Here is a 25,844-nt window from a genome sequence, read left to right on the forward strand (position 1 = left end):
CCTTCGCCCAAGACCTGTGCTATCGATGGCCAGTCAGACTGGCCAAGGCAGGGAACGTTAAACGTTCCCTGTCGCTGTACCCAATAACAACAAGACACATCGACTCAAGGATCTGCCATGGCTTTCCATCACGCCACTGTCGGCGATTGCGCGGACGTCGCCGTCAGCGTTCCTCGCACGTTTGCCTGGGTTGTGTTCGCACTGACCTTTGGCCTGCTGATCTCCGATTACATGTCACGCCAGGTGCTTAACGCAGTTTTTCCGCTGCTGAAGGCCGAATGGGCGCTGAGTGACGCACAATTGGGGATGCTCAGCAGTATCGTCTCGGTCATGGTCGGTTTGCTGACCATTCCATTGTCATTGCTTGCAGACCGTTGGGGCCGTGTCAAAAGTCTGGTGCTGATGGCCATGTTCTGGAGCCTGGCAACACTGGGCTGCGCCATTGCGGAAAATTTCAATCAGATGTTCGTTGCGCGTTTTCTGGTCGGTGCCGGCGAAGCAGCCTATGGCAGTGTCGGTATTGCCGTTGTGTTATCCGTGTTCCCCAAGGATATGCGCGCGTCCCTGTCGGGTGCCTTCATGGCCGGCAGCATGTTTGGCTCGGTGCTGGGCATGGCGTTGGGCGGCGTCATCGCCGCGCACCTGGGTTGGCGTGTCGCGTTCACCAGCATGGCGCTGTTCGGAATGTGCCTGGCGGTGATTTACCTGATTGTGGTTCGCGAGCGGCGCATCACCGCACAACGCCCATGCAATTCCCGGGGCCAGGCCGCCGCCATTAAACGCCCTCTGGCCACACTGTTTGCCAGTCGTTCGGTGATCTGCGCCTACGTTGGCAACGGCCTCCAGCTTTTTGTCGTTGGCTCGGTGCTCGCCTGGTTTCCGAGCTATTTGAATCGCTACTACCACATGAACACCGATAAGGCCGGCATGCTGTCGGCATTGATCGTCCTGATTGGCGGTGGAGGCATGATTTTTTGCGGCATGTTGAGTGATCGCCTGTGCCGCAATGCACCCGACCGCAAAATTGCCCTGGCCATCGCCTATTGCCTGATCAGCGGTTTGTTACTGGTGGTGGCTTTCCATTTGCCGCCCGGTGTCGCGCAACTCACTTTGATCGGCATGGGGATGCTGGTTGCCAGTGGAACCTGCGGGCCGGCCGGTGCCATGGTGGCTAACCTGACGCATCCCTCGGTGCACGCCACGGCATTCGCGGTGCTGGCGTTGGCCAACAATATTCTGGGCTTGGCGCCCGGCCCGCTGGTCACGGGCATGCTGGCCGACGCGGTCAGTCTGGACCACGCTTTCCAGATCATCCCGCTGATGGCGGGCGCATCTGCCCTGGTGTTCTGGTACGGCAAGCGCCACTACCACCGCGATATCGCAAAGATGGGAACAGATGCTACCGCCCAGATGGTGGCCGCGGCGCCATGAAACTCAGCCGTTTTTGTTACTGCATCCAGGTTCTGACCTACACACCTTTTGTTTCGGCCGTTTCGCTCTGGCCGTCTGCCTGTACCGAGAGAGACTGATATGAACGAACAACCCATTTTCCAGCCCAGCGCCGAGCGCATCGCCAACACGCGCCTGAAGGCATTCATGCAACTGGCGCAGACGCGTACCGGGCGTGAATTTTCCGACTACGACGCGCTGTGGCGCTGGTCAGTCGAGGACATCGAGCAGTTTTGGCCACTGGTGTGGGAGTTCTGTGGCGGAGTCGGCGAACTGGGCGATGCCGTCCTGGAAAACCCAGGGCAGATGCCCGGAGCCCGCTGGTTTCCGGATGCGCAACTGAACTATGCACAATCGCTGCTGGCCCGTCGTGACGACGATGATGCATTGGTATTCTGGGGTGAAGACAAGGTCCGACGCCGTTTGTCCCGTGCAGAACTCTATGCTCAGGTTTCGCGCTTTCGCCAGGGGCTTCAGGTATTGGGAATCGGCAAAGGGGACCGTGTTGCTGCCGTAATGCCGAACATGCCCGAAACGCTGGTTGCCATGCTGGCCACCGCTTCACTGGGTGCAGTCTGGTCCTCTGCCTCACCAGACTTCGGAGTGCAGGGTGTGCTCGACCGTTTCGGCCAAATCGAGCCCAAGCTGCTCTTGTGCGTAGACGGCTATTGGTACAACGGCAAACGCGTCGATTGCCTGGCGAAAAACAGCGAAATCGCGGCGCAACTGCCGACCCTCCTGCGTACTGTGGTCGTGCCCTATGTGGAGGATGTGCCGGACGTCGCCCACATTGTCGGCGCTGTTCGTTTCGCCGACTTTATCGAGCCCTATGCCGCTGGCGAAATCGCATTCGTCCATGTGCCATTCGACCATCCGTTGTTCATCCTGTTTTCCTCGGGAACGACCGGTATCCCCAAATGCATCGTTCACGGTCACGGCGGCTCGTTGCTGCAACACCTCAAGGAACACCAGCTACACACGGATGTGCATCCCGATGACCGCCTGTTCTACTTCAGCACCTGCAGCTGGATGATGTGGAACTGGCTGGTGTCCGCCCTGGCTTCCGGCGCCACCGTGCTGCTCTACGACGGGTCACCGTTCCTGGCCGGTCGGGATGGGCGTGCTGGCAGCGTTCTTTTTGATTACGCCGACGACGAAGGCATGACCCATTTCGGCACGTCTGCCAAGTTTATCGATGCGTTGCTCAAGCAGGGTCTTTCACCACGACAGAGCCATTCGTTGACGACGTTGCGGGCGTTCCTGTCGACCGGCAGTCCGCTGGCTCCAGAGGGGTTCGATTACGTCTATCGCGAGATCAAGAGCGATTTGCACCTGGCATCGGTCGCCGGGGGCACCGACATCCTGTCGGGCTTCGTGGTCGGCGTACCTGTCCAGGCTGTGTATCGCGGCGAAATCCAGCGTGCGGGCCTGGGCATGGCGGTGGCGGTGTTCGATGAGCAGGGGGAGTCCGTCCGGGAAGTCAAAGGCGAGCTGGTGTGCACCCGGCCGTTCCCGTGCATGCCGGTAGGTTTCTGGAATGACACTGACGGCTCGCGTTATCACGCGGCGTATTTCGACCGTTTTGCCAATATCTGGTGCCACGGTGATTTCGCCGAGATTAATGGTCGAGGTGGTTTTGCTATCTATGGACGCTCCGATGCCACCCTCAATCCCGGAGGCGTACGCATCGGCACCGCGGAGATTTACCGCCAGGTTGAACTGTTGCCGGAGATTGTCGAGTCGCTGGTGATCGGGCAGGAATGGGCAGGCGACACCCGCGTTGTGTTGTTCGTGAAACTGCGAGAGGGCGAGCAGCTGGACGAGGATCTGGTGGCGCGGGTCAAACAGCAGGTCCGCAACAACACTACGCCACGCCATGTTCCTGCAAAGGTGCTCCAGGTCGTGGACATTCCTCGTACCAAGAGCGGCAAGATTGTCGAATTGGCGGTTCGCAACGTCGTGCATGGTGAGGCGGTCAAGAACGTCGAGGCCCTGGCCAATCCCGAGGCCCTGGAATACTTCCGGGGTCGAAAGGAGCTGGCTGTCTGAAGGACTGAGCCTGAGCTGCTGATCTGTGGATCAGCAGTGACTTCCATTACTCGCCGTTCTTTAAATGCTGGCGCCGCCAGGTCGCTGGTGCCATACCGAACTGGGCCGTAAACCAGCGGGTGAACGAGCTGGGCGTCGAGTAGCCCAGAAGCCCGCCAACCTGGCTTAACGAATACCGTGGATTTTCCATATAGCGCATCAACAGATCTTGCCGTACCTGCTCATGCAGTTCAGAAAAGCTGACACCGCTTTCTTCCAACCTTCTCTGCAAGGTACGTACATTCATGCCAAGGGATGGGGCTACTTGCCTGATCGTGGCACGGTCCATGGGCAACAACAGGTAAATGGCCTGACGCACTTCATTGAGTGTGGAGCTCTTGTTTGCGCCAGGCAGCGCTTCGAAAAAGCCCTGTGCATAACTCGCCATCGCCGGGTCTGCGTTTGGGTTGCTGGTATTCAGATCCGACACCAGACAGACAATGCCGTTGAACTGCTCGTTGAATTCAACGTTGCAACCGAAAACCCGACGGTGAACATTTAAATCTTTCGGCGCCGGGTGAGTGAAACTGACGCTCAGCGGGCGCCAGCTCTTACCCAACAGTGCACCGCATAACCGATGCAGCACGCCAATAGCCAACTCGATGCTCTGCCGCTTCGGCGTAGACGGGTCGATTACGATTTCCTCGCGAATGATCACTATCTTGTCTGTCTCGGTGATATCCATTGCCAGGGATTCGTTCAGCAGATGTCGATACTGCCCGATGACATTCAAGGCGTCTCGCAGGGTGGGCTGGTGGGTCAGCAGCAGGCTTATTGCACCAAAGTTGGAAAGCTGTCGCGACTCGGCCATGCGCAAGCCGAATGTTTCGCAACCGCTGGCTTTTGCAGTCGCTTCCAGCAGCAAAGCCACGACTGTCATGGGAATACGTAATTCCGGGTTCTTTAACATCGGCGCGCTGAGTTCGAACTCGGATAGCAGCTGCTGAGGGTTAGCCCCGAGTTGCGTACAGAGTTCCAGGTAATTCGTCAGGGCCGCGGTACGAGCCATCAGGGCCATTAAGGTTGCCTCATTATTTTTATGTTCACTTGCCTCTACTGCGAAATGCCTGGGGCGATAGTAGTTGTCGTCGATGGCAAGCGAGTCTGCAGCGTCGAACCCTTTATAGAGGGTTGAATATAAAATGAAAACCACCTGGGCAGTATTCCCTCCAAGTGAGTGTGCAAACCTGTCCTGTCGTCATTCGGGACAAGGAACTCATTGATTTCTGTCATCAAAAGAGTAACCACTGACACCGAATGTACAGCTTGTCTAACAGGCAAAACCTACTGTGCCTCACCACGGTTTGAACTGTATGCGGCTTCAATCTGGCTGTTTATCGGCGAGAGGAAGCCGGGCCAATGCCTGAGAGACAGGAGTGAGAAGTTACACCATGCTGAAAACAAAAATAATCAGTCCAGCGTCAGACGCTTATGCCTACCCCTTATTGATCAAGCGCTTGTTGCTTTCAGGGGGGCGGTACGAGCCAGAGCAGGAAATTGTCTATGCCGACAAGTTGCGCTACAGCTATCGCACGTTAAATGAACGGATACAGCGTTTGGCCAACGCCCTGACGGCGGCGGGCGTCAAGGCAGGCGATACCGTAGCGATGCTTGACTGGGATAGCCATCGGTACTTGGAGTGTTTTTTTGCTGTGCCGATGATTGGTGCGGTTCTGCATACGGTGAACATCCGGCTGTCCGCAGACCAGGTACGCTACACCATGAACCACGCCGAAGATGATGTGGTGCTGGTCCATGACGACTTTCTCCCCCTGATCGAGCAGATTCACGAGATGTTGCCGACCGTCAAAAGTTACATTCAACTGACTGACGACGAGGCTACCGCTACCGACCTGCCGGTGCTGGGGGAGTATGAGCACTTGCTGGCAGCGGCCAGTGAGCAATACGACTTTCCCGATTTTGATGAAAACTCGGTAGCGACACTTTTTTACACCACAGGCACTACCGGTAACCCCAAGGGCGTGTATTTCTCGCACCGTCAATTGGTGCTGCACACCTTGAACGCAGTCGGCACGTTGAGCGCCTTTCAAGGCCAGCCGCTACTGCGCTCCGACGACGTCTACATGCCCATCACCCCCATGTTTCATGTACATGCCTGGGGTGTACCGTATGTAGCCACTCTGATGGGGGTAAAGCAGGTTTACCCCGGTCGCTACGAACCCAATCGCCTGGTAAAACTCTTCCGGGAAGAGAAGGTTACGTTTTCTCACTGCGTACCAACGATTCTGCAGATGATCCTTGGCTGTGAAGAGGCAAAATATACCGACTTCGCTCGCTGGAAAATGCTACTGGGCGGTAGCTCCATGACCATGGGCATCGCACAGCAAGCCACCAGCCGAGGTATTCGCCTGCATAGCGCGTACGGGATGTCGGAAACCTGCCCGTTGCTCTGCACCACTTATCTGCATGCCCAGGATCTTGAGCAGCCTGCGTTATCCCAGCTTGGCGCTCGTATCAAGACGGGGACGCCAATACCGCTGGTCGACCTGAAAATCATCGATGCCGGCGGTAACGCCGTTCCACATGACGGTGAATCGTTGGGCGAAGTCGTGGTACGAGCGCCATGGTTGACCCAGGGTTACTTCAAGGATGAGGACATGGGTGCAGAACTCTGGCGCAACGGATGGCTGCACACCGGTGACATGGCCTCGATCGATCCAGCAGGCGTGGTGGAAATCAAGGATCGAATCAAGGATGTGATCAAAACGGGAGGGGAATGGATCAGTTCGCTGGAGCTGGAAAGCCTCATTAGCGAGCACGCATCTGTCAGCGCTGTCGCTGTAGTCGGCATCGCCGATGAGCAATGGGGTGAGCGACCCATGGCAATAGTGGTCTGCGTGCCAGGCAAGTACCTTGATCAAGCGCAGCTCGAGGCCCATTTACAGCAGTTTGTAGCGTCCGGCCGTATCAACAAATGGGCGATTCCCCGGCAGTTCAAGTTCGTTGCAGAGATTCCAAAAACCAGCGTTGGAAAGATCAACAAAAAACTGATCCGAGAATGTGAATCCAGCTGAACTCCCTGGGAATGCAGACCCTCTCAAATGCACAGTATCGTCCGTGAGGTGAGCTGCGTGCGCAGTCTTTGATAGAGATTTGGACAATTGGGCAGAGGTTTACAGGGGGTGTAATTGTACGCACCCCCAATGACCGATAATGGCCCAGAGTGTGTAAAAACGCATTCGTGAACCCTTGCTATGATTTCTGAGGAATTCATCGCAGGGATCGCTATGAAGCGCTTTATCCAAGGTGAACATCGAGGCCAAGGTACCTTACTTCCCGAAAGCCTCGACGACTACGTCGGCGATACCAATCCGGTGCGCGTAGTCGACGTCTTTGTCGATGAACTCAACCTGGTTTCCTTGGGTTTTGACGGTGCTATTCCGGCTGACACAGGCCGTCCCGCTTACCACCCCGCAGTCCTGTTGAAGATCTACATCTACGGCTATCTCAACCGCATTCAGTCGAGCCGACGCTTGGAGCGAGAAGCCCAGCGCAATGTCGAGTTGATGTGGTTGACCGGGCGTTTGACACCCGATTTCAAGACCATCGCCAACTTCCGAAAAGACAATAGCAAGGCGATCCGAGGCGTCTGCCGTCAGTTCGTTGTGCTCTGTCAGCAGTTGGGGCTGTTCGGAGAACATCTGGTCGCCATCGACGGCAGCAAGTTCAAGGCGGTCAACAATCGCGACCGAAACTTCACCAGCGCCAAACTGAAATGGCGAATGGAGGACATGAGTCGAGCATCAACCGTTACCTGGCCGCGCTCGATACTGCCGATCGGCAATCACCAAATGTCTCAGAGGCCAACGCCGTGCGACTGGAAGAGAAAATCGCCAAGCTGAAGACGCAAATGAAGGAGCTTCAAGCGATTGAAATCCAGCTCAACGAATCGCCGGATAAACAGGTTTCACTGACCGATCCAGACGCCCGTTCCATGATGACGCGCGGCACCGGAATCGTCGGTTACAACGTGCAGACGGCAGTCGATACTCTGCACCATTTGATCGTTGCACATGAGGTGACTAACGTCGGTTCCGACCGCGATCAACTCAGCTCGATGGCCAAGCAGGCCCGCGAGGCGATGGCATCGGAAACGCTGTCGGTAGTGGCTGACCGAGGTTACTTCAAAAGCGAACAAATCCTGGCTTGTCACGATGCCAACATCACCGCCTATGTGCCCAAGCCAATGACCTCTGGAGCCAAGGCGTACGGGCGTTTCAATATCGATGCCTTCATCTATGACTCGGCAAAAAACGAATACATATGCCCGGCTGGCGAAGCGCTGATCTGGCACTACTCCTACGTTGAAAAAGGCCTGAAGCTGCACCGTTACTTGAGTTCGAAATGCCAGGGCTGCGCGCTGAAGTCGCAGTGCACACCGAGCACGGAGCGACGGGTTCGACGTTGGGAACATGAGGCCGTACTGGAACAAATGCAGGACAGGCTGCGCAATGCGCCGGACATGATGCGAATCCGTAAACGGACGGTGGAGCATCCCTTCGGGACGCTTAAACAATGGATAGGTGCAACGCATTTCCTGACGCGAAGCTGGCAGGGGTAAGTGCAGAGATGAGCTTGAACGTGCTCGCCTACAACTTGAAACGGGTCATGAAAATCATGGGTGCTGATGGTTTGATGAAGGCGCTGTCGGCCTGAAAAGGTTCGTTCTGGACGATCTAGATAGCTGTAGAACCTTGCGGAAGGGCACCGATGCGATATTGATCAACTAGGGTGCCTTAAGCGGACTCACTCAGCGAACAGCCGTCGGCTCTTCGCGCCGACAAGGCCCGAATGCGTTTTTACACACTCTGGGCCGATAGCCGACTGATTCAAGAGACCACGTTGCCACCACATTTGCGACGGCCACCCCTATAAAATCGACAGAGGCTTCCTGGATGCTTCCAGTTTTCACCGTCTGTAGGAAGTGCGTATCAGCTTATTCGACAACTAACTCTTGAAGGCGCATGTTTAAACACCTTCAAGGTAACGCCCTGAAAGCTACTTCCACTTCCCGTCGAATGCCGATATCAAAGCCACCAAACGAGCGCGAAGTACGCTGTTTTCCGTGGACCCAGAAGCCACCGCTGAGACTCTGGCTGTGTTTTTGGTCGAGACGCTGGCCTCGGTTGATGTGATGGTTTATCAGTTGGTGGATCATTTGGAGGGGGAGTCGCGCTATGCGTTGCTGGGTATTTCCAACAGCATCATGGTGGCGGAGATCACGGCGAACGGGGTGTTGGATAAGGTTGAGCCATCCGTGTAGTCGCTGACCTGTGGTGGGGGAAGCATTTCCCTCACCGCAGGTTGATCATCGATCTTTCTATTTTTATAAAAACGGGACACTCAGCGTTTAATGCCGATCAGATAAGGCATTGAACGCCGCAGTCCTTGTGGGAGTGAGCCGGCTCCCACAGGTTTTGCTCCTTAACTGATCCGCACTATGCTAAACGTCCCGTTTTGCCCATGGGACTTATTGTCGAAGCACCTTCTCCATGGATGCCATGCCGATGATCAGGCTTGCGCCGCGCTCATCCCGCCAGTGGCCATGGATTTTTTGCGCACTGCTTGATACAGCAGGCTGGACACCATGAAGCCCGCAACGGCCAGAAGGCTCATCAGGCTGAAGACATAGTTGTAACCCTGTTGACCGGGGAAGTGGTCGAGGATCGCGCCATAGATGACGTAGGCAAACATACCGGGTGCATAGCCGATCAGGCAGCCGATGCCGAAGGCCGAGCCGGTGATGTGTTGGGGAATGCCGACTTCCCCCATGGGCGCCCAGAACACGCCACGCATGGAGAACACGATCAGGGCGAAGGACAGGGTGGCGGCCATGCCCGCATAGATGAAGCCCGGGCTTTTCGGAATCAGCATGATCACGCCCATCAGCGGCAACAGCGCCAGGAATGCCCACTTCAGGTAGCGGCTGGTGCTCTTGAATTGCTTGTCGGCAATGAAACCGCCGGCAGGCCCGCCGAGGATTTTCAGGAAGTACTGGTTGATGATGCCGTAGGCGCCCACCAACGCCACGGGCAACCCGTACATTTCCTTTAGGTAGGGAATGAAATAGGTCAGGCCGCAGTAGACGATGTAGACCATGAACACGTTGAGGCTGACCAGCCAGATGCCCGGAACCTTGATCGCTTCCATCAGGTTCGCCAGGCCATTTTTCGGCTTGGCCACTGACTGCGCGTTGCCGCTCTTGAGCAGGAACCAGGTCAGGGTGCCGGCCAGAATGTCGATCACCGAGTAGAACAGGATCGCCGACTTCAGGCCGGTTTCACCCGAACCCATGGCGACGAACACGCCCAGGGCGGAAAAGGCCACCAGTGTATCCACCACGCCACGCCCGCCTTCGAGCAGGCCGAACAACCGGCCTTGCTCCTGATCGTCACCCAGGTTGCGGATGGCTTTGAGCAGCGATGGCCAGAACAGGCAGTCGGCACAGACGGCCAGCAGACTGAACACAATCAGCAAACTGCTGAAGGGCGGAAAGGTCGCCAGGTACAAGCCCAGGCCACCGGTTCCGATCAGGCCGAGGGGGATCAGTTTGCGTGTGTCGTAGCGATCGGCGAGCAGGCCGCCCAGCACAAACAGTGCGGTCGCGATGATTGCGTTGGCGCTCAGCAACATGCCGATTTCAGTGTGGCTCAGACCCATGAACTCCTGCATGGGGACATAGAAGGCGTCCTTGAGGTTCGCCAGCTTGTAGATGGTGCCGCCACCGAGGATGAGGATCAGGAATCTGAGCCATTTGGCCTTGTTTTGAATTGTCATTATTGTTCTCCGGGCGTAATCGTATTGTCAGGTTCAGGCGTTGGAAGGGCGGGCCAGGGTCAGTTCGGCCAGGGTGCGAAATTCGGCCAGCAGGCTTCGGACATAGGCGACCTGGTTGTTCGCCCAGCGGTGTTCATCGGCCAGCATTTGCTCAAGCGAGTAGCCGTTCGGGAGCAGCGTTTCGCTCATCTCCCGGTAAGCAATGAAGGGATCGGCCGCCTCAAGGCTCTGGCGGAAGGCCGGGGCCACGTAGTGGTTTTCCTGCTCAAGAATGAACGCGATCACCTGCGGGGTTGCTTCGCCCAGCATCAACAGCTCGAACAGCATGCGGGCGCTGGGCAGATCGTCTTCGTCGCTGCCCTGTAATACGCCGTAATGGCCGAAGCCGTTGTGTTCGGGGACGATGCGCACGCCCTTGAGGTGAGTCTGGCGGATGTGTGGCGCCAGGTTGCGCAGGGCCTGCAGGGGTTGTTCACAGGCATTGATCATGTTGCCGAAGTCGAACAGGGCATGCAGGCGAGGGTGGTTGAGGCGGTTGAGCAGTTGCGCGATTTCGCCGCTCTTGAGTTCTTCATGTTGCTCGAAGTCAAAGTAAAGATCGTGTTCGTCGGCCTGTTGCGCGAGGTAGTGCAGGTCGGTCTCGATCACGTCCATGACCCGCGACAGCGTGCCCTCGTAACGTGAGTAGACGCGGATGTTGCGCACCCCCAGCGCCCTGGCGATGGCGATCACCTGGTCGACATCCTTTTTCAGCGTGCTGCTGATTTCCAGGTGCACATCCAGCCCCAGCGCTTTGGCCTTGGCGGCAAACACCTGGAGTTGCGCGGGTGTCATCTGGCTCAGGCTGTTTTCCTCGCCGTCGAGCAAGTGCAGGCTCAGGCCTTGCAGCTCGTGGCGATAGGCGAAGTCCAGCAAGTCGGCCGGGGTGACACGACCGTGAGTGAGGTTGGTCAGTAGCGGGTAGGCGTGGGCAAACAGACGCAATTGCCCGAGACGCTCAAGCAACCGCCGGGCCAGTGCGTCCGTCAGCACGGGAGCAGCCCCGTGTTCGACCACCTTATGGCTCAGCAAGGCGTTGAATCGTTCCTGGATCTTATTGTTCATTAGAGTCGTTCCTGGTTCAGACACCGGGTCTACCGGCGCAGCCTTTATCGCGCCAGTCAGGAACTCTCGATAGATCCACTATCAGTTATTTGATAAGACCACTTGCTTGGCCTCCAGTGGTCGGCGGCAGATAACCCAATGTGCGCAAGGCTTGGGCCAGCGCCTCGACTCGTTCCCGGGCCTGGTTTTCAGGCGTGCCGGCAAAGCCGATCAACAGGGCCGGCGGCAGGGCATGCTTGATGCGGTAGTCGCTCAAGGCGTAAGTGTGGATGTTGTGCCGGGCCAATTGCCGGGCGATGTCAGTGTCACTGAGTTCGGGGGGCAGCCAGGCGATCAGGTGCATGCCGGCGTCCGCCGGGGTGATCCTGAAGAAGCTGCCAATCTGCTTTTCAAGCTGTTCGATCAATGCCTGTTGGCGCGCCTTGTACAGCGCACGCATGCGGCGGATGTGCCCCAGGAAGTGGCCTTCGCCCATGAAGTCCGCGGTTGTCGCCTGAAGCAGTGTGGGAGGACTGCGATCCATGACCGCGCGCAGGGTGCAAAAGGGTTCGACCAGTGCTTGCGGCAGAATCACGTAACCCAGTCTCAGTGACGGAAAGAGAACTTTGCTGAACGTGCCGACGTAGATCACCCGGGCCATCTGGTCCATGGCATACAGCGCCGGCAGGAGACGGCCACTGTAGCGAAACTCACTGTCGCAATCGTCCTCGATAATCCAGCTCTGATGCTGCGCAGCCCAGTCGATGAGTGCCTGGCGCCGCGCATAACTCAGGGTGACGCCCAACGGATGCTGGCGCGACGGCGTACAAAACACCAAGCGGGCATCAGGGCACTCGGTCAGGCCTTGCTGGACATCGATCCCCTGTTCATCGATACGCAAGGGAATGACCTGAGCGCCCTGGGCCTGCAACGCAATGCGCGCGGCGATGTGCCCCGGATCCTCCATCCAGACGCTGTCCTGCGGATTGAGCAGCAGCATGCCCAGCAGATTGAACGCCTGTTGCGCGCCGGAAACGATCACCACTTGCCCGGCATCGCAGTCGATGCCACGCGCATCGAAGACGTATTCGGCAATTGCGCTGCGAAACGCTTGCAAGCCTTGCAACTCGCCATAACCCAGAATGGCCTTGGTTGGCTTGAGCAGATGGCGGTTCATCAGGCGCCGCCAGATCGCCTGCGGGAAGGCGTCATAAGTGCTGTGACTGGGCAGGAAGGAGGTCGGGGTCGCGGGGTCCCAGTCGGCATAGGACACCCCGCGAAAATGATCGCTGCGCAGCGACAGCATCGACTGGCTCAGGTCGGACAGGCGCGGTGGCTGGTGCGGTTGCTCGTCCTCGCTCCCCCGGCTTTCCCACTCAGTGCCGACAAATGTACCGGCGCCCGTGCGCGAGGCCAGGAAGCCTTCGGCAATCAGCTGATCGAATGCATTGAGAAGGGTGATCCGCGACAACCCCAACTCGTTACTTAAGGTCCGGGTCGATGGCAGGCGCACGCCCCCCTGGATTCTGCCGTTGAGTATCTGTTTGCGAATTTGCAGATACAGTTGGCGGTACAGGGGAATGGCACTGGCACGGTCCAACTCGATAGCCGACAGCAGCAAACCTGCGGGGGATTTCATGACATGCTCGTCTGGATGAAGTGGGATTTGACCTGGAAGCCGTCAGGCGATGGAGAGGGAAGGGTATCGAGCGGTGCCTGATAAGTCATCTGTCTGGGGTTGAGGTTTGGCGCAATCTGGTCGCTGGATGCCGCTGAACAGGGCGATGATTACGGCGTTGACCCGCTCGATGAAAAAGCCCGCGAAAAGGGATTTATTTAGTAATCCTGTACCGCAAAACACACCATTGGGATGCTGGAACCAGAGTCTAATCCAATAGCTCACTGCGTACTGCGGCGCAGGGCCATGGGGCAGAAAGCCAGGAATGGATGGGGCGCCGGGCACAGACGCCCATCCGATGACAACAGGTTCAGCGCATGTGCACGTAGGTACCCGGTGCAGCCTCGCCAGCGGCATAAGCCCTGTTGCCCAGTTTAGCGGGAGCCTTTTTGCGATCGCCCGAACGTGTCTGCAGCCATGCCAGCCAGTGGGACCACCAGGAACCCGCCTGTTTGCTGGCAGTTTCCATCCACTCCTGAGCCTCGACTGGCAGGTCGCTGCCGGTCATGAAGTGCGCCTTGGGGTTGCCCGGCGGGTTGAGGATGCTCTGGATATGCCCGCTGTTGGACACCACAAACTCTCCCTGACCGCCAAACAGATGCATGGAGCGGTAGCAGGCGTCCCACGGGGTGATGTGGTCGGTCAGGCCTGCGATGCAGTAGAAGTCACTGGTGACCTGACTGAGGTCTATCGGAGTGCCGCAGACCTCCATGGCACCGGCACGGGCAAACGGATTGGCCTGGTACATATCAATGAATTCGCCGTGCAGCGTGGCGGGCAGGTTGGTGGTGTCGTTGTTCCAGTAGAGGACATCGAATGCCGGCGGTGCTTTGCCGAGCAGGTAGTTGTTGATCCAGTAACTCCAGATCAAGTCATTGGGGCGCATCCAGGCGAAGACTTTGGCCAGCTCGCGGCCCTCCAGCACGCCAGCCTGATAGGAGCGGCGTTTGGCTGCCTCCAGGGTCTTCTCGTCGGCGAACAGCCCGATCTGGGTGTCGGGGCGTATGTCCAACATACTGACCGCCAGGGTAAAGGCATTGACCTTTTTCTCGTCCAGGGCGGCGTAGTGACCCAACAGCGAGGACATGGTGCAGCCTCCGGAACAGGCTCCGAAAGTGTTCAGGTCGGCACTGCCGGTTATCGCAAGAACCGCTTCGATCGCTTCCTTCAGGGCTTCAACGTAGCTGGAAAAACCCCACTCACGCTGTGCCTTGCCCGGATTGCGCCAACTGACAGCGAAGGTCTGGATACCGCTGTCGAGGAGAAACCGGATCAGGCTCTTCTCCGGCGTCAGATCAAACAGGTAGAACTTGTTGATCTGTGGCGGCACCACCAACAACGGACGTGCATGCACCCGTTCGGTACGGGGCTTGTACTGGATCAACTCCAGCACCTCATTGCGAAACACCACCGCACCGTCGGTGATGCCCAGATTATGGCCCACCCCGAAAGCCTTCTTGTCCACCTGGCTGGGCATGCCGCCGTTTTCGATCAGGTCCCGGGTCAGCTGCGAGAAGCCATCCAGAACGCTCTTGCCGCCGGTTTCAAAGAAGCGCTTGAGCGCTAGCGGGTTGGCCAGGGTGTTGGTCGGCGCCATCGCTTCGGTCAGCAGGCTGATGACGAACTGACCACGTTGAGCGTCCTGTTCGCTTAGGTTGCTGGTGCTGATCCAGTCGTTCATCTCCTGACACCAGGCCAGGTAAGTCTGCTTGTAGCGACGGTATAGCGGGTTGTGCTGCCAGGTGTGCTCGTCGAAGCGCTTGTCTCCCGCCGCTGGCTCGAGCTGCGAGCGGTTGAGCAGGACATTTTTCAGCTCAATACCGAATGCAGCCATATGCCGAGCGCTATGCACGGGTTGCTTCAACGCTTGTCGCAGGACCATGCGGGCGGTGCCGAGCAGGTCGCGCCCGCGAGGACCGAACGCCGGATTCAGGCTCAACGTGTGCATCGCAGCTTGTTGGGAGATCTCTTTATCTTTCTTATTCATTGTGACATTCCGGTAAGGCAACCAGGACGGGCGCCCGGTAGTTATATGGCTGCGGGCAAGCGACCGGAAATAGTGCCGGTCGGGCGAGCAGCAGAAAGGCAGGGCTTGCCACGCAGATCTTGACGAGCATATAGAAGGGAGGGCGGCCAACATTTCATTTGACGACAACGCTTTTTCAATTCATGACAATCCATGACCTTTGATCCGGGATTGTGCACGTCTCAAGCGGGCGGACGGCCAGTTACGCGGCATCATCACCCTGTGCTGAATGCTGCAAAAAGGTTGGGCTCACGCCAGGCTGTATTTCCGGAGCGCTGGGCGATCTGGCGGACCCCGTGCCCGCCAGAGAGGGTTAATCCACTCGTGCGGTCTAGCGCATTAGATGTACTGCCAACCCGGCGAGTGCGCAGGCCATCAACACCTGGATGACGCCCCGCTTGAAGCGGAACAAGGCAATCGCCGCTGCGATGGCGATCAGTGCCGAAGGCCAGTCGAGGTTGCCGCTGAAGCCTTTTGGCCACAGCACGTGATATCCAAAGAAAAACGCCAGATTGAGGATTACACCAACGACGGCGGCCGTAATGGCGGTGAGCGGCGCGGTGAATTTGAGTTCGTTATGGGTCGATTCTACGAGCGGGCCACCCGCGAGAATGAACAGGAACGAGGGCAGGAAAGTGAACCAGGTCACCAGGGAGGCAGCCACAGCACCCGCCAGAAATACGTGATCGGCACCGAATACTTGCAAGACATAGGCGCCGACAAAGCCGACAAAAGCCACCACCATAATCAGTGGCCCTGGTGTGGTTTCTCCAAGCGCCAGCCCGTCGATCATCTGCGTCGGGGTTAGCCAGCCATAATGACCGACCGCGCCTTGGTAGACATAAGGGAGCACAGCATAGGCCCCACCAAAGGTCAGCAACGCGGCCTTGGTAAAGAACCAGCCCATCTGGGTCAAGGTGCCTTCCCAGCCAAAGAGGGCGGTCAAAATCCCCATTGGCAACCCCCAAAGTGCGGCGCCGGTCAGTGCGAGCAACACCAGTTTCAACCAGCTGAAGCGGGCATGTGCCGGGGACGGAGTGTCATCATCAATCAAGGCCGGGCCAAAGGACTTTTTGGCAGCGCTATGGCCCCCGGTTCTGAACTTCTCGGGCGCCAGGCGTCCACCGACATAGCCGATGAATGCTGCACCCAACACGATCAACGGGAAGGGGACATTGAAGGCGAAGATCGCGGTAAATGACGCCGCCGCTATCGCCCACAGCCAATTATTCTTCAACGCCCGAGAGCCGATTCGATGGGCTGCTTGTACCACGATGGCCGTCACGGCGGGCTTGATGCCATAGAAGAGCCCGGCCACTACGGGCACCTCGCCGAAGGCAATGTACATCCAGGACAGTGCAATCAGGATGAACAGTGAGGGCAGCACAAACAATGCACCTGCAATGACTCCGCCCCAGGTTCGATGCATCAGCCAACCGATGTAAGTTGCCAATTGCTGTGCCTCTGGTCCAGGCAGCAACATGCAGTAATTGAGGGCATGCAGAAAGCGTCGTTCGGAGATCCAGCGCCGCCGCTCCACCAGTTCCTGGTGCATGATCGAAATCTGTCCTGCTGGCCCACCGAAGCTGATGAAACCCAGCTTCAACCAGAACCAGAATGCCTCACGCAAACTGATCGGCTTTGGCTTCGACAGATCACCTTCAGCTGCGGGTGCGAAAACCTTATTCATTGGGTTGTTCCTCTTTCACAAACCCGGCAAGCAGACCGTCGAAGAGGGCGCTCGCAGCCGCCAGCAAATGGTCGTCGTGGGTAATGGTTTCGCGCAGCCCAGCCAATACACGTTCGATGCCCGCGGCCTCCACAGGCGGAATGCCCCCGATATCGAGGTAGTGCACCAGTGCGCCAATGCGGTTCAGGCCTGGCTCCTGAAGTTCAAAGCTGGCTTGCAGGGTTTCGAAGGTCACGCGGTTGCCGACATGACTGAAGGTCGCATCATCGAAGTCAAAACCCAGTGCATCTACGGGACAGTCCTGGGGCGTGTTCAGCCAGAGGATCTGAGCTTGCGCATCAATGAAGCGCCGAATCAGCCAGGCACAAGCCAGCCGATCGACCCAGGGACGCTTACGTGTTGCCCAGACACGACCCTGATAATCGCCAAGACTGAGCGCAGTGATGGGTTGGTTGCTGCTGTGTGGCTCATCCGGCGATAGGGCTCTGCTGACCGCCGTCTCTAGCTCCTGCAACGCCGAATCCACCTGCTGCATCGGCTTGCCCGGGAAGTAATCGATGCTGACCAGTTGATCGTAGGCTTTGCGCAACTTACGAATTTGTTTGGTCGTTGCCAGCGCATTTTCAGCATTCAACTGCCCACGGCATTCTTCGATTTGCGCACGGAGCTTGCTGTAGTCATCGCCTCGGTCGAAGCATTCGACAAAGCGCTTACCGTCAGGATCGACGACGGGCAGGATGAACGCGGTGCCATTGATGGCAAGGATGTCACGCTCGACAGACGCCAGCACTTCACGGCAGAAAGTGGTGTCAGGCAACAGATAGGCGCCATCGCGCAAGACCGCCGCACCTGAAGCTTTCAAGGCACGCCAGGCTCGCATGCGTTCGGTGGCATTGGCGGTGGGTAAGCCAAGAATCAGAGCAAGCCAATTATTCATGTAGAGTCAGCTATTTATTATGTAGTAATAACTACGCTATACCTGATTTTGGCGCTTGGGAAGCGGTCCTTTAACACTCTAAGTTTGGCGAGACCAACTGGAGACCAGAGAGCGAGCAGCAGCCACCCCGCGATCCGCTTCAACAGAGCTTATTCAACGCCGCCTCAGCCGCCGCAATTTGCGCCTGGGCGCTGGACAATCACCTCGCCCTCCGGCGGCCCCTGGAAGTGTCGGACTTTAAAGCCGAACCAGACAATCGCCGTCAGCACCAGGAAGCTGCTGGTGATGTACAGCGCCCAATCATTCGGTGGCGGGATGTCGATGATGAAGATGATCACCATCGAGAGGACCGAGAGCAGGGAAATCACGGTGTACCAGAAGCTGTCTGCAGTGCCATGTGTAAAACCCTTCGTGACTAAAGGAAAACTTTTGTTCGCGTTTTCGAGTGCTATTTTTCGTCACTGCTCCCAGTACTCCAGAGCAAATGTAGATCGTACTGATGGTTTCTACGGCCCAGTCAGTGACGAATTGTAGGTGCGTTGTGTTGTTGTTTTTAATTGCTATGAAAATGTCAGAAGTGTACGTCCCCAATAGGGTGATAAAAATAACAAAACAGATCAGTTGTTGCGTTTATGTATTCAACTTTCGAAAAAATAATAAATACCTACCATCCCAGCAATTCCGTTTGGACTGAGAACGGGCCAGGCACGCCCCAGAAGCGGTTTCATATTTCTCGAAAATGTATTCCTGGGTATCGTCTAGGAGGGGTAAGTCAAAGTCGTTGCCTCATAAAAGAGGACCGGCATTGAACTCGCTGTGGAGAGCCCCTATGCCTCTAGCCTGGAGTCCTTAAAATAGCCTGGTGATTTCATTCAAGATCCGGTCCTGGGTTTGAGTACTGGGTCTGTGGCGATAAGCTACTGCCAAAAAAGCAACGCCTTCGTAGTCGCAGCGAATCGAAAAAGTCATACCTTCACGCAACCCATAGACTGATCGGTCTCCTGCATCAACAAAATATCTCGCTTTGGTAAGAGCCGCACTGGCGTGTTTCAGGCAGTCAGTTTGGCTAAGCGAGTGTTGTATCCAACTCGTCGTTACACGCACAGACGAAGTCTCGCTGTCATCGACAGGTGGTTGAGTGATTTCTTTATTAGGTGAAGTAATATTTTTATCGCTGCTGCAAGCAGTCAATCCCATTGAGATAACACAAATTAAAAAACAAAAACGAAGTCTCGAATAGTTAAGTTGATTTCGCATCGTGGGACGTTCCTTTGACGATTTGCAATGAATGAGGTGGTAGTTACTAATGTAATAGCGGATCTCTGATTTTTTCTACCTGTGTTCAGTGACAGGATAGACCGTCTGCCTATAGGGCGCGCGATTTGGGAGCGAATGCCCGTTTCTGGCCGATAGCTGACTGACTCAAGAGACCACATTGCCACCACATCGCGACGATCACCCTTATAAATACGGCAGTGGCTTCCTGGGTGCTTTCCCAGTTTTCATCGCCTGTAGGATGTGCGTGTCAGCTCATTCAACAACGCTTGAGGGTGCTTGTTTAAACGCGCTCAAGGTTACGTCCTGAAAGCTACAAATCCTTGCGCCGTTGCCTACGGCTACGCCAGAATCCGCCGGCTTGTGCGCCTTGGTGCTGCTCGGTAACTTGATTCCCGTCACTGCCCATCAGTGATCGGGTTTAGTCGCCCGGGGTTGTTAGTAAGGTGCATAGCGCGTCATTCAGTCAGGTATTTCAGTCCTGTGCTTAATGGTGGTTGTGCGCAGGGCGCCCTCGGGCGCGCCGGTTTTGCTAACTCCCCCGGTCGACTAACCTGCGCACAGCCGCCACCACTCGTTTAGTCGCGAAGTGGTTGAGGCTCCATTCAGGGAGTTTGCAACTATGTTCAAGGTCACACCCAATCCACCAGACACCGATCCAGTTTCCCCGTACGAACCCGATTCAAAAAAACTCAACGAAGCCGCCGAACGCGCCCTCAACTTCCACTTCCCATCGAACGCCGACATCAAAGCCACCAAGCGAACACGCAGCACCCTGTTTTCCGTGGACCCAGAAGCCACTGCCGAAACCCTGGCGGTATTTTTGGTCGAGACGCTGGCCTCGGTCGATGTGATGGTCCATCAGTTGGTGGACCATTTGGAGGGTGAGTCGCGTTATGCCTTGCTGGGCATTTCCAACAGCATCATGGTGGCGGAGATCACGGCGAACCGAGTGTTGGATAAAGTTGAGCCATCCGTGTAATCGCTGTTCTGTGATGAGGGAACTTGTTCCCTCATCAGTTAAGCAATTTCTGCGCTAACGCAATTTTTGTAGCAGCTGGCGTTCAGCGATCCGCTTCAAACGCGCTTATTCAACGCCGCCTCAGCCGCCGCAATTTGCGCCTGGCGCTGGACAATCACGTCGCCCACCGGCGGCCCCTGGAAGCGTCGGGCTTCAAAACCGAACCATACAATCGCCGTCAGCACCAGGAAACCGATGGTGATGTACAGCGCCCAGTCGTTCGGTGGCTGGATGCCGATGATGAAAATAATCACCATCGAGAGGACCGAGAGCAGGGAAAACACGGTGTACCAGAAGCGCCCCATGTTCCACGGTCCCATGGTCGGCCACTTTGAGGTCCCGTAGGTAAACAGGCCCAGCACGATGGGGATGATGAAGGAAAAGAACAGGAAGATCACCGTGCAGGAAACGACGATGGTATAGACCGGCGTGGCTCCGACCGAGATCACCGACGAGCCCCAGTCGAACAACACGGCGAGGGTGGCACCGGTCCAGATCGCCGCCACCGGGCTGCGAAAGGTCGGCGAGACCGAGGCCAGCGCTTTGGAGCAGGGCAGGCCGCCGTCACGGGAGAAGGCGAAGATCATGCGTGAAACCGAGGTCACGGTCGCCAAGCCGCAGAGGATCTGCGAGACGAAAATCGCCACATACAGCGCGAGCTTGAGCGTCGGGCTGACCTGGGTGTTCATGGCCCAGAAAAACACGTTCCAGCCTTGCTTGGCCGCCTCGTCCATGTTCGGCAGCATCAGCACGAACGAGCACAGCATCACCCAGCCGAACAGCAACGACCAGACCACCGACATGACCATGCCGCGTGGCACTGAAATGGCTGCGTTACGCGTCTCTTCGGAGGTGTGCGCCGAGGCGTCGTAGCCGGTGATGGTGTAGATCGGCAGCAGCAAGCCGAGCATGAACACCCAGCCGTTCGACACCTGTGGCCAGACCGCACCGCCGGCATCGCCGGAGTAGTTGCTGAAGGTCCACAACCGCGCGAATTCATAACTCGGTGCCGAGATCAGGCAGACGATGGTCAGCGCCAGGGCGGTGGCGAAAATCAGGTAGCCGGAGAAGTCGGTGAGCTTGGCGGTCAGGCCGATGCCCAAGTGGTTACACAAGGCCTGAAGACCGGTTAGCACGGCGAGAAAAATCACCCTGACGGTGGTCGTGTCCTCCATGCCCAGCGCCGGGCCGAAGGCACCGAAAAAGAAGTAATAGGTGCCGACATTGATCGCCCCCAGCACGGTGACCAATCCCAACAGGTTGAACCACGCGGTCAGCCAGCCGGTGAAGCGGTTGCCGAGAATCGAGCCCCAGTGATACAGCCCGCCAGCGGTGGGATATGCCGAAGAAATCTGCGCCATGGCCATGGCGAACACCCCGGAGATCAGGCAGCCGATTGGCCAGCCGATGCCGATGGAGGCGCCGCCCCCACCGGAGGTGCCTTGGGCGAGGGAGTTGATGCCCCCGGAGAGGATGCAGATGATTGAAAAGGAAATCGCAAAGTTGGAGAAAACGCCCATTCGTCGCGAGAGCTGCTGGGCGTAGCCCATGCTGTGCAGCGCCTTGACGTCATCGTCATGCGAGGCGTCGGTGCCGGGCTGGCTTGCTTGATTCATGTTGTGTGCCCCATCAGGTTTTGATACGCATCCATCCGAAATGCCGGACGGGCTGGCTTTCAACCCCTTGTCGTACTGCTCCTGTCTCCAACCGGTACAACCTGCCCGTGCCCGGCATTCACATGTCGAGCACTGACAGGCAACTGCTCTACAGGCGGCCGTGAAATGCCGCGTCAAAAATCTCTGCCGCGCCGGCCTTGGTCAGGGGCAGCGGATTGCCGCCGGCAGAGGGGTCGACAACGGCCATGTCCGCGATCAGGTCGGCCTGTCGGTCATCCACCCCCAACTGCACCAGTGTGTGCGGCACGCCGATGTCTTTGCGCAGCTTGAGGATGAAGGCCAGGAAACTGTCGAAACCGGGGGAGGGCAGGCGCAAATACGCAGCCAGACGCGTGATGCGTTCTTCGATGGCCGGGCGATTGAATTTCAGGACGTAGGGCATGAAGGTCGCATTGGTCATGCCGTGATGGGTGTCGTACAGCGCGCCCACTGGATGCGAAAGGGCATGCATTCCGCCCAGTCCTTTCTGAAACGCGGTGGCGCCCATCGCCGCCGCTGCGAGCATGTGCGCGCGCGCATCAAGGTCGGAGGGCGTGTGCACGGCGCGCACCAGTGCGTTGGCCACCAGGCGCATGCCTTCCACGGCGATGCCGTCGGCCAGGGGGTGGAAACCGGGGGCGCAGTAGGCTTCCAGGCAATGGGCCAAGGCGTCCATGCCGGTACCGGCGGTGACTTTGGCCGGCATGCCGACGCTCAGGGCCGGGTCGCTGATGACCACGCGCGGCATCATTTTCGGGTGGAAGATGATGCGTTTGGTGTGGGTGGCCTCGTCGATGATCACTGCTGCACGGCCCACTTCCGAGCCCGTGCCCGCCGTGGTGGGCACCGCAATCACCGGGGCGATGCGGCTTTCGTCAGCGCGGGTCCAGTAGTCGCCGATGTCTTCGAAATCCCAGACCGGGCGCGTCTGGCCGCTCATGAAGGCGATGAGCTTGCCCATGTCCAGGCCGCTGCCGCCACCGAAAGCGATCACGCCATCGTGATTGCCGGCGCGCCAAGCGTCGAGCCCGCCAGCCAGGTTGGCTTCGACCGGGTTAGGCTTGAGGTCGCAAAACAGCGTGACGCCAAGTCCGGCGGCGCGCAGGGCTTCCAGGGTGGCGATGGTCATCGGTGCACGCGCCAGGCCACTGTCAGTGACCAGCAGCGGGCGCTCGATGCCTTGGCTGCGACAGATTTCGGCGAGTTCGGCGATGCGGCCGACACCAAAGCGGATGCTCGTGGGGTAATTCCAGTTCGCGGTCAGGCTCATGGCTCAGATCTCGTGGCGCAAATGGAAGGATTTGGCGCGGGTCAGGTGTTCATAACCGAGGCGTGACAGGGTGACGCCGCGCCCGCTGTTTTTTACCCCGGTCCAGGCCAGGGCAGGGTCCAGGTAATCGCAGCGGTTCATGAATACGGTGCCGGTGTCGATCTCATTGCCCAGGCGTTCGGCGGCGGCAAGGTCCTGGGTCCAGATTGAGGCGCTGAGCCCGAATTCGCTGTCGTTCATCAAGGCGATGGCTTCGTCATCACCCTCCACCGGCATGATGCCGACCACCGGGCCAAAGCTTTCTTCGCGCATGACTGACATGTGGTGGGTGACGTCGACCAGGACCTGTGGCGCGAGGTAGGCGCTGCCCGGCACGTCAGCGGGAAATGCCAGAGGTTCAATCAGTGCCTTGGCACCTTGGGCCAGCGCTTCGGCGATCTGACCGCGTACGAAATCAGCGGCGGCCGGAGTGACCATAGGGCCGAGTGTGGTGGCTTCGTCCAGCGGATTGCCCAGCACGTATTGGCGGGTCAGGGCAGCGAAACGCTCGATAAATGCAGGGTAGATTTTCTTGTCGACATAAATGCGCTCGATGGCGCAGCAGCTTTGCCCGGAATTGAAGAAGCTGCCGTCCACCAGATTTTCTACGGCATGGTCGATATTGGCATCTGCGCGCACGTAGGCTGGGTCTTTGCCGCCGAGCTCCAGGCCCACGCCGAGGAAGTGCCCGGTGGCGGCGGTTTCCATGGCCTTGCCGGCGCCGACGGAACCGGTGAAATTGACCTGGTGAACACGTCCGGAGCCAATGATCGCGGCGGTCTGGCTGTGATCGAGCAGCAGGTTGTGAAACAGACCGGCCGGCAAATTGGCGCTGGCCATGGCCTCGGCGAACCGTTCACCCACCAGCAGCGTTTGTGATGCGTGTTTGAGGATGACGCTGTTGCCGGCCATCAGCGCCGGAATGATCGTGTTCACGGCGGTCAGGTACGGGTAATTCCATGGCGCAATGACCAGCACTGTCCCCAATGGATCACGTTGAATGTGCCGTCGAAAACCGCTGACTGGCGTGGGTTCAATCGCTGCCAGGGCTTCAGGCGCAATGGCGATCATGTGGCGGGCACGCTCTTCGAAACCGCGCAATTCGCCCGCACCAAACCGTACCGGGCGCCCCATTTGCCAGGCCAGTTCCCGCACGATGTCAGTTTTCATCGCCAGCATCGCGTCCACCACCGCACTGCAAAAAGCAGCGCGCTCGCTCAATGGCCGGCGTTTCCATTGCGCCTGGGCGGTGGATGCGGCTGTCAGTGCCTGTTCGATCTGCGTTGCGTCGGCGTAGCGGCGCTCGGCATAGACCCGGCCATCGACCGGGGAAATGAGTTTGATGGTTGCCGTCATGGTGACCTCAATAGCGTTCAAAGCCGCGCTGCAGTTCCCAGTCGGTGACCCGCCGGTCGTACTCTTTCTGTTCCCATTCGGCGGTGTGCACGTAGTGGTCGATCACCTCATCCCCGAACGCTTCGCGCAACATGCTGGAGGTCTGAAGTGCGGCGCAGGCTTCGCGCAAGGTTTTGGAAACTTCCGGCAAGTGTTCGTCGAGGTAGGCGTCGCCTTCAAAGGGCGGTGCGAGGGTGAGCTTCTCGTCGATCCCGGCCAGGCCCGCGGCAATCAACGCGGCAAAGGCCAGATACGGGTTGAGGTCGGCGCCGCCGATGCGACATTCGATGCGGATGGATTTGCTCTCTTCTGCGCACAAGCGAAAGCCGGCGGTGCGGTTGTCCCGGCTCCACACCGCCCGCGTCGGCGCAAACGTGCCGGCCTGAAAGCGCTTGTACGAGTTGATGTAGGGCGCGAGAAAACAGGTGATGTCGTTGGCATACTTGAGCTGCCCGGCGACCCAGGAACGCATCAGTGTCGACATGCCGAACTCGGCCTTGGCGTCGAAGAACAACGGCTTCTTGCCGTTCTTGTCCCACAGCGAATTATGGATGTGGCTACTGGAACCGGCGGCGTCATAGCGCCACTTGGCCATGAACGTGATCGCCTTGCCTTGCAGTTGCGCGATCTCTTTGCAGGCGTGCTTGATAATGACGTGGTGGTCGGCCATGGTCAGGGCATCGGCGTAGCGGATGTTGATCTCTTCCTGGCCTGGCCCCCATTCACCCTTGGAGTTTTCCACGGGAATGCCGCTGGCCTGCAGGTGCTTGCGAATCGCCCGCAGCACAGGCTCTTCGCGGGTGGTCTGCAGGATGTTGTAATCCTCGATGTAGTGGCCTGCGGTTTTTGGCTTGTGGTAGTTGCGTTCGTGGATGGCCTCGTAGCTCTCGTCGAACAGATAGAACTCCAGCTCCGAGGCGAACATGCCGGTGTAGCCACGTTCGCGCAGGCGTTCGATCTGCTTTTTCAGGATCGCCCGCGGGCTGTGCGGCAAGTCGCGGCGATGGTGATGATCAAGCACATCGCAGAGCACCAGCGCCGTGCATTCCAGCCATGGCACCCGGCGCAGGGTGGACATGTCGGGTTTGAGCACAAAGTCGCCATAGCCCTTGCTCCAACTGGCGGCGGCGTAACCCGGCACGGGTTCCATGTCGATGTCGTCGGCCAGCAGGTAGTTGCAGCAGTGGGTTTCTTCATGGCCGCTGTCGATAAAAAACTCGACCTGGAATCGCTTGCCGACCAGACGTCCCTGCATGTCGACCATGCAGACCAGTACGGTATCGATTTCGCCGGCAACGGCGGCACGCTTCAGTTCTTCAAAGCTGAGGAGGGGCTCGGTCATCACGTCAGTCCTGCGTGAATAGTGTGGGCCTGTCTGAAATAGCTGTTGCAGACGCTCTTCAGAAAAACCCAAACCCTGCCGGAGCGAGCATCGTGCGC

Annotated in this window: 16 protein-coding genes and 3 pseudogenes; 6 read left to right on the plus strand and 13 right to left on the minus strand. The window is 57.9% G+C overall.

From position 1 onward, the window contains the following. Window positions 1-117: 117 nt before the first annotated feature. On the plus strand, window positions 118-1,431 hold the full coding sequence (locus AC3ISI_RS10515; protein ID WP_489336837.1) for an MFS transporter: 1,314 nt from the start codon (window positions 118-120) through the stop codon (window positions 1,429-1,431). Window positions 1,432-1,530: 99 nt separating this feature from the next. After that, window positions 1,531-3,498: an acetoacetate--CoA ligase gene (locus AC3ISI_RS10520; RefSeq protein ID WP_489336838.1), complete on the plus strand. Its 1,968-nt coding sequence runs from the start codon at window positions 1,531-1,533 to the stop codon at window positions 3,496-3,498. 46 nt (window positions 3,499-3,544) lie between these two features. On the opposite strand, the gene AC3ISI_RS10525 is transcribed toward AC3ISI_RS10520, so the two are convergent. Beyond that, on the minus strand, window positions 3,545-4,690 hold the full coding sequence (locus AC3ISI_RS10525; protein ID WP_489336839.1) for an AraC family transcriptional regulator: 1,146 nt from the start codon (window positions 4,688-4,690) through the stop codon (window positions 3,545-3,547). A gap of 238 nt (window positions 4,691-4,928) precedes the next feature. On the opposite strand from AC3ISI_RS10525, the gene AC3ISI_RS10530 reads away from it, so the two are divergent. The 3 genes and pseudogenes from AC3ISI_RS10530 to AC3ISI_RS10540 all read left to right on the plus strand — a co-directional run. Next, window positions 4,929-6,572 (plus strand): fatty acid--CoA ligase, encoded by a 1,644-nt coding sequence (locus AC3ISI_RS10530; RefSeq protein ID WP_489336840.1) that lies wholly within the window; start codon window positions 4,929-4,931, stop codon window positions 6,570-6,572. A 213-nt stretch (window positions 6,573-6,785) separates the two neighbouring features. Next, window positions 6,786-8,214: pseudogene (locus tag AC3ISI_RS10535) on the plus strand (IS1182 family transposase). 346 nt (window positions 8,215-8,560) lie between these two features. Further along, window positions 8,561-8,821, plus strand: a pseudogene (locus AC3ISI_RS10540) (DUF6124 family protein); the annotation flags it as partial. Between the two features lie 248 nt (window positions 8,822-9,069). Here the strand turns inward: AC3ISI_RS10540 and AC3ISI_RS10545 are convergent. From AC3ISI_RS10545 to AC3ISI_RS10580, 8 genes and pseudogenes are all read right to left on the minus strand, one after another. Then, a complete protein-coding gene (locus AC3ISI_RS10545; RefSeq protein ID WP_489336842.1) occupies window positions 9,070-10,335 on the minus strand; it encodes an MFS transporter in 1,266 nt (421 codons plus the stop codon). Window positions 10,336-10,368: 33 nt separating this feature from the next. Beyond that, entirely contained in the window at window positions 10,369-11,439 is a 1,071-nt protein-coding gene (locus AC3ISI_RS10550) for a sugar phosphate isomerase/epimerase family protein (protein ID WP_489336843.1), read from the minus strand. A gap of 85 nt (window positions 11,440-11,524) precedes the next feature. Beyond that, window positions 11,525-13,057, minus strand: coding sequence for a MocR-like pyridoxine biosynthesis transcription factor PdxR (pdxR, locus tag AC3ISI_RS10555; RefSeq protein WP_489336844.1), 1,533 nt, complete (start codon window positions 13,055-13,057; stop codon window positions 11,525-11,527). Window positions 13,058-13,406: 349 nt separating this feature from the next. Further along, the gene (phaC, locus tag AC3ISI_RS10560) at window positions 13,407-15,083 is read right to left on the minus strand and encodes a class II poly(R)-hydroxyalkanoic acid synthase (RefSeq protein WP_489336845.1); all 1,677 of its coding nucleotides are present in this window, start codon (window positions 15,081-15,083) and stop codon (window positions 13,407-13,409) included. A 370-nt stretch (window positions 15,084-15,453) separates the two neighbouring features. After that, entirely contained in the window at window positions 15,454-16,812 is a 1,359-nt protein-coding gene (gene chrA, locus AC3ISI_RS10565; protein WP_489336846.1) for a chromate efflux transporter, read from the minus strand. Next, on the minus strand, window positions 16,805-17,749 hold the full coding sequence (locus tag AC3ISI_RS10570) for a chromate resistance protein ChrB domain-containing protein (RefSeq protein ID WP_489336847.1): 945 nt from the start codon (window positions 17,747-17,749) through the stop codon (window positions 16,805-16,807). The genes chrA and AC3ISI_RS10570 overlap by 8 nt, the downstream gene beginning before the upstream one ends. A 139-nt stretch (window positions 17,750-17,888) precedes the next feature. Continuing rightward, window positions 17,889-18,177: pseudogene (locus AC3ISI_RS10575) on the minus strand (amino acid permease); the annotation flags it as partial. A gap of 421 nt (window positions 18,178-18,598) precedes the next feature. Beyond that, window positions 18,599-19,006 (minus strand): hypothetical protein, encoded by a 408-nt coding sequence (locus tag AC3ISI_RS10580; protein WP_489336849.1) that lies wholly within the window; start codon window positions 19,004-19,006, stop codon window positions 18,599-18,601. Window positions 19,007-19,646: 640 nt separating this feature from the next. Between AC3ISI_RS10580 and AC3ISI_RS10585 the strand changes: the two genes are divergently transcribed. Next, the gene (locus AC3ISI_RS10585) at window positions 19,647-20,006 is read left to right on the plus strand and encodes a DUF6124 family protein (RefSeq protein ID WP_007949545.1); all 360 of its coding nucleotides are present in this window, start codon (window positions 19,647-19,649) and stop codon (window positions 20,004-20,006) included. 95 nt (window positions 20,007-20,101) lie between these two features. Here the strand turns inward: AC3ISI_RS10585 and AC3ISI_RS10590 are convergent, their stop codons facing one another. The 4 genes from AC3ISI_RS10590 to AC3ISI_RS10605 form a co-directional block, all read right to left on the minus strand. Continuing rightward, the gene (locus tag AC3ISI_RS10590; RefSeq protein WP_489336851.1) at window positions 20,102-21,661 is read right to left on the minus strand and encodes an amino acid permease; all 1,560 of its coding nucleotides are present in this window, start codon (window positions 21,659-21,661) and stop codon (window positions 20,102-20,104) included. Window positions 21,662-21,809: 148 nt separating this feature from the next. Further along, the gene (locus tag AC3ISI_RS10595) at window positions 21,810-22,970 is read right to left on the minus strand and encodes an iron-containing alcohol dehydrogenase (RefSeq protein ID WP_489336852.1); all 1,161 of its coding nucleotides are present in this window, start codon (window positions 22,968-22,970) and stop codon (window positions 21,810-21,812) included. Window positions 22,971-22,973: 3 nt separating this feature from the next. Continuing rightward, window positions 22,974-24,365, minus strand: coding sequence for an aldehyde dehydrogenase family protein (locus tag AC3ISI_RS10600; RefSeq protein ID WP_489336853.1), 1,392 nt, complete (start codon window positions 24,363-24,365; stop codon window positions 22,974-22,976). Between the two features lie 7 nt (window positions 24,366-24,372). Next, window positions 24,373-25,746, minus strand: coding sequence for a glutamine synthetase family protein (locus AC3ISI_RS10605; RefSeq protein WP_489336854.1), 1,374 nt, complete (start codon window positions 25,744-25,746; stop codon window positions 24,373-24,375). Window positions 25,747-25,844: the final 98 nt, after the last annotated feature.

The organism is Pseudomonas sp. GL_139_B, from assembly GCF_057834475.1.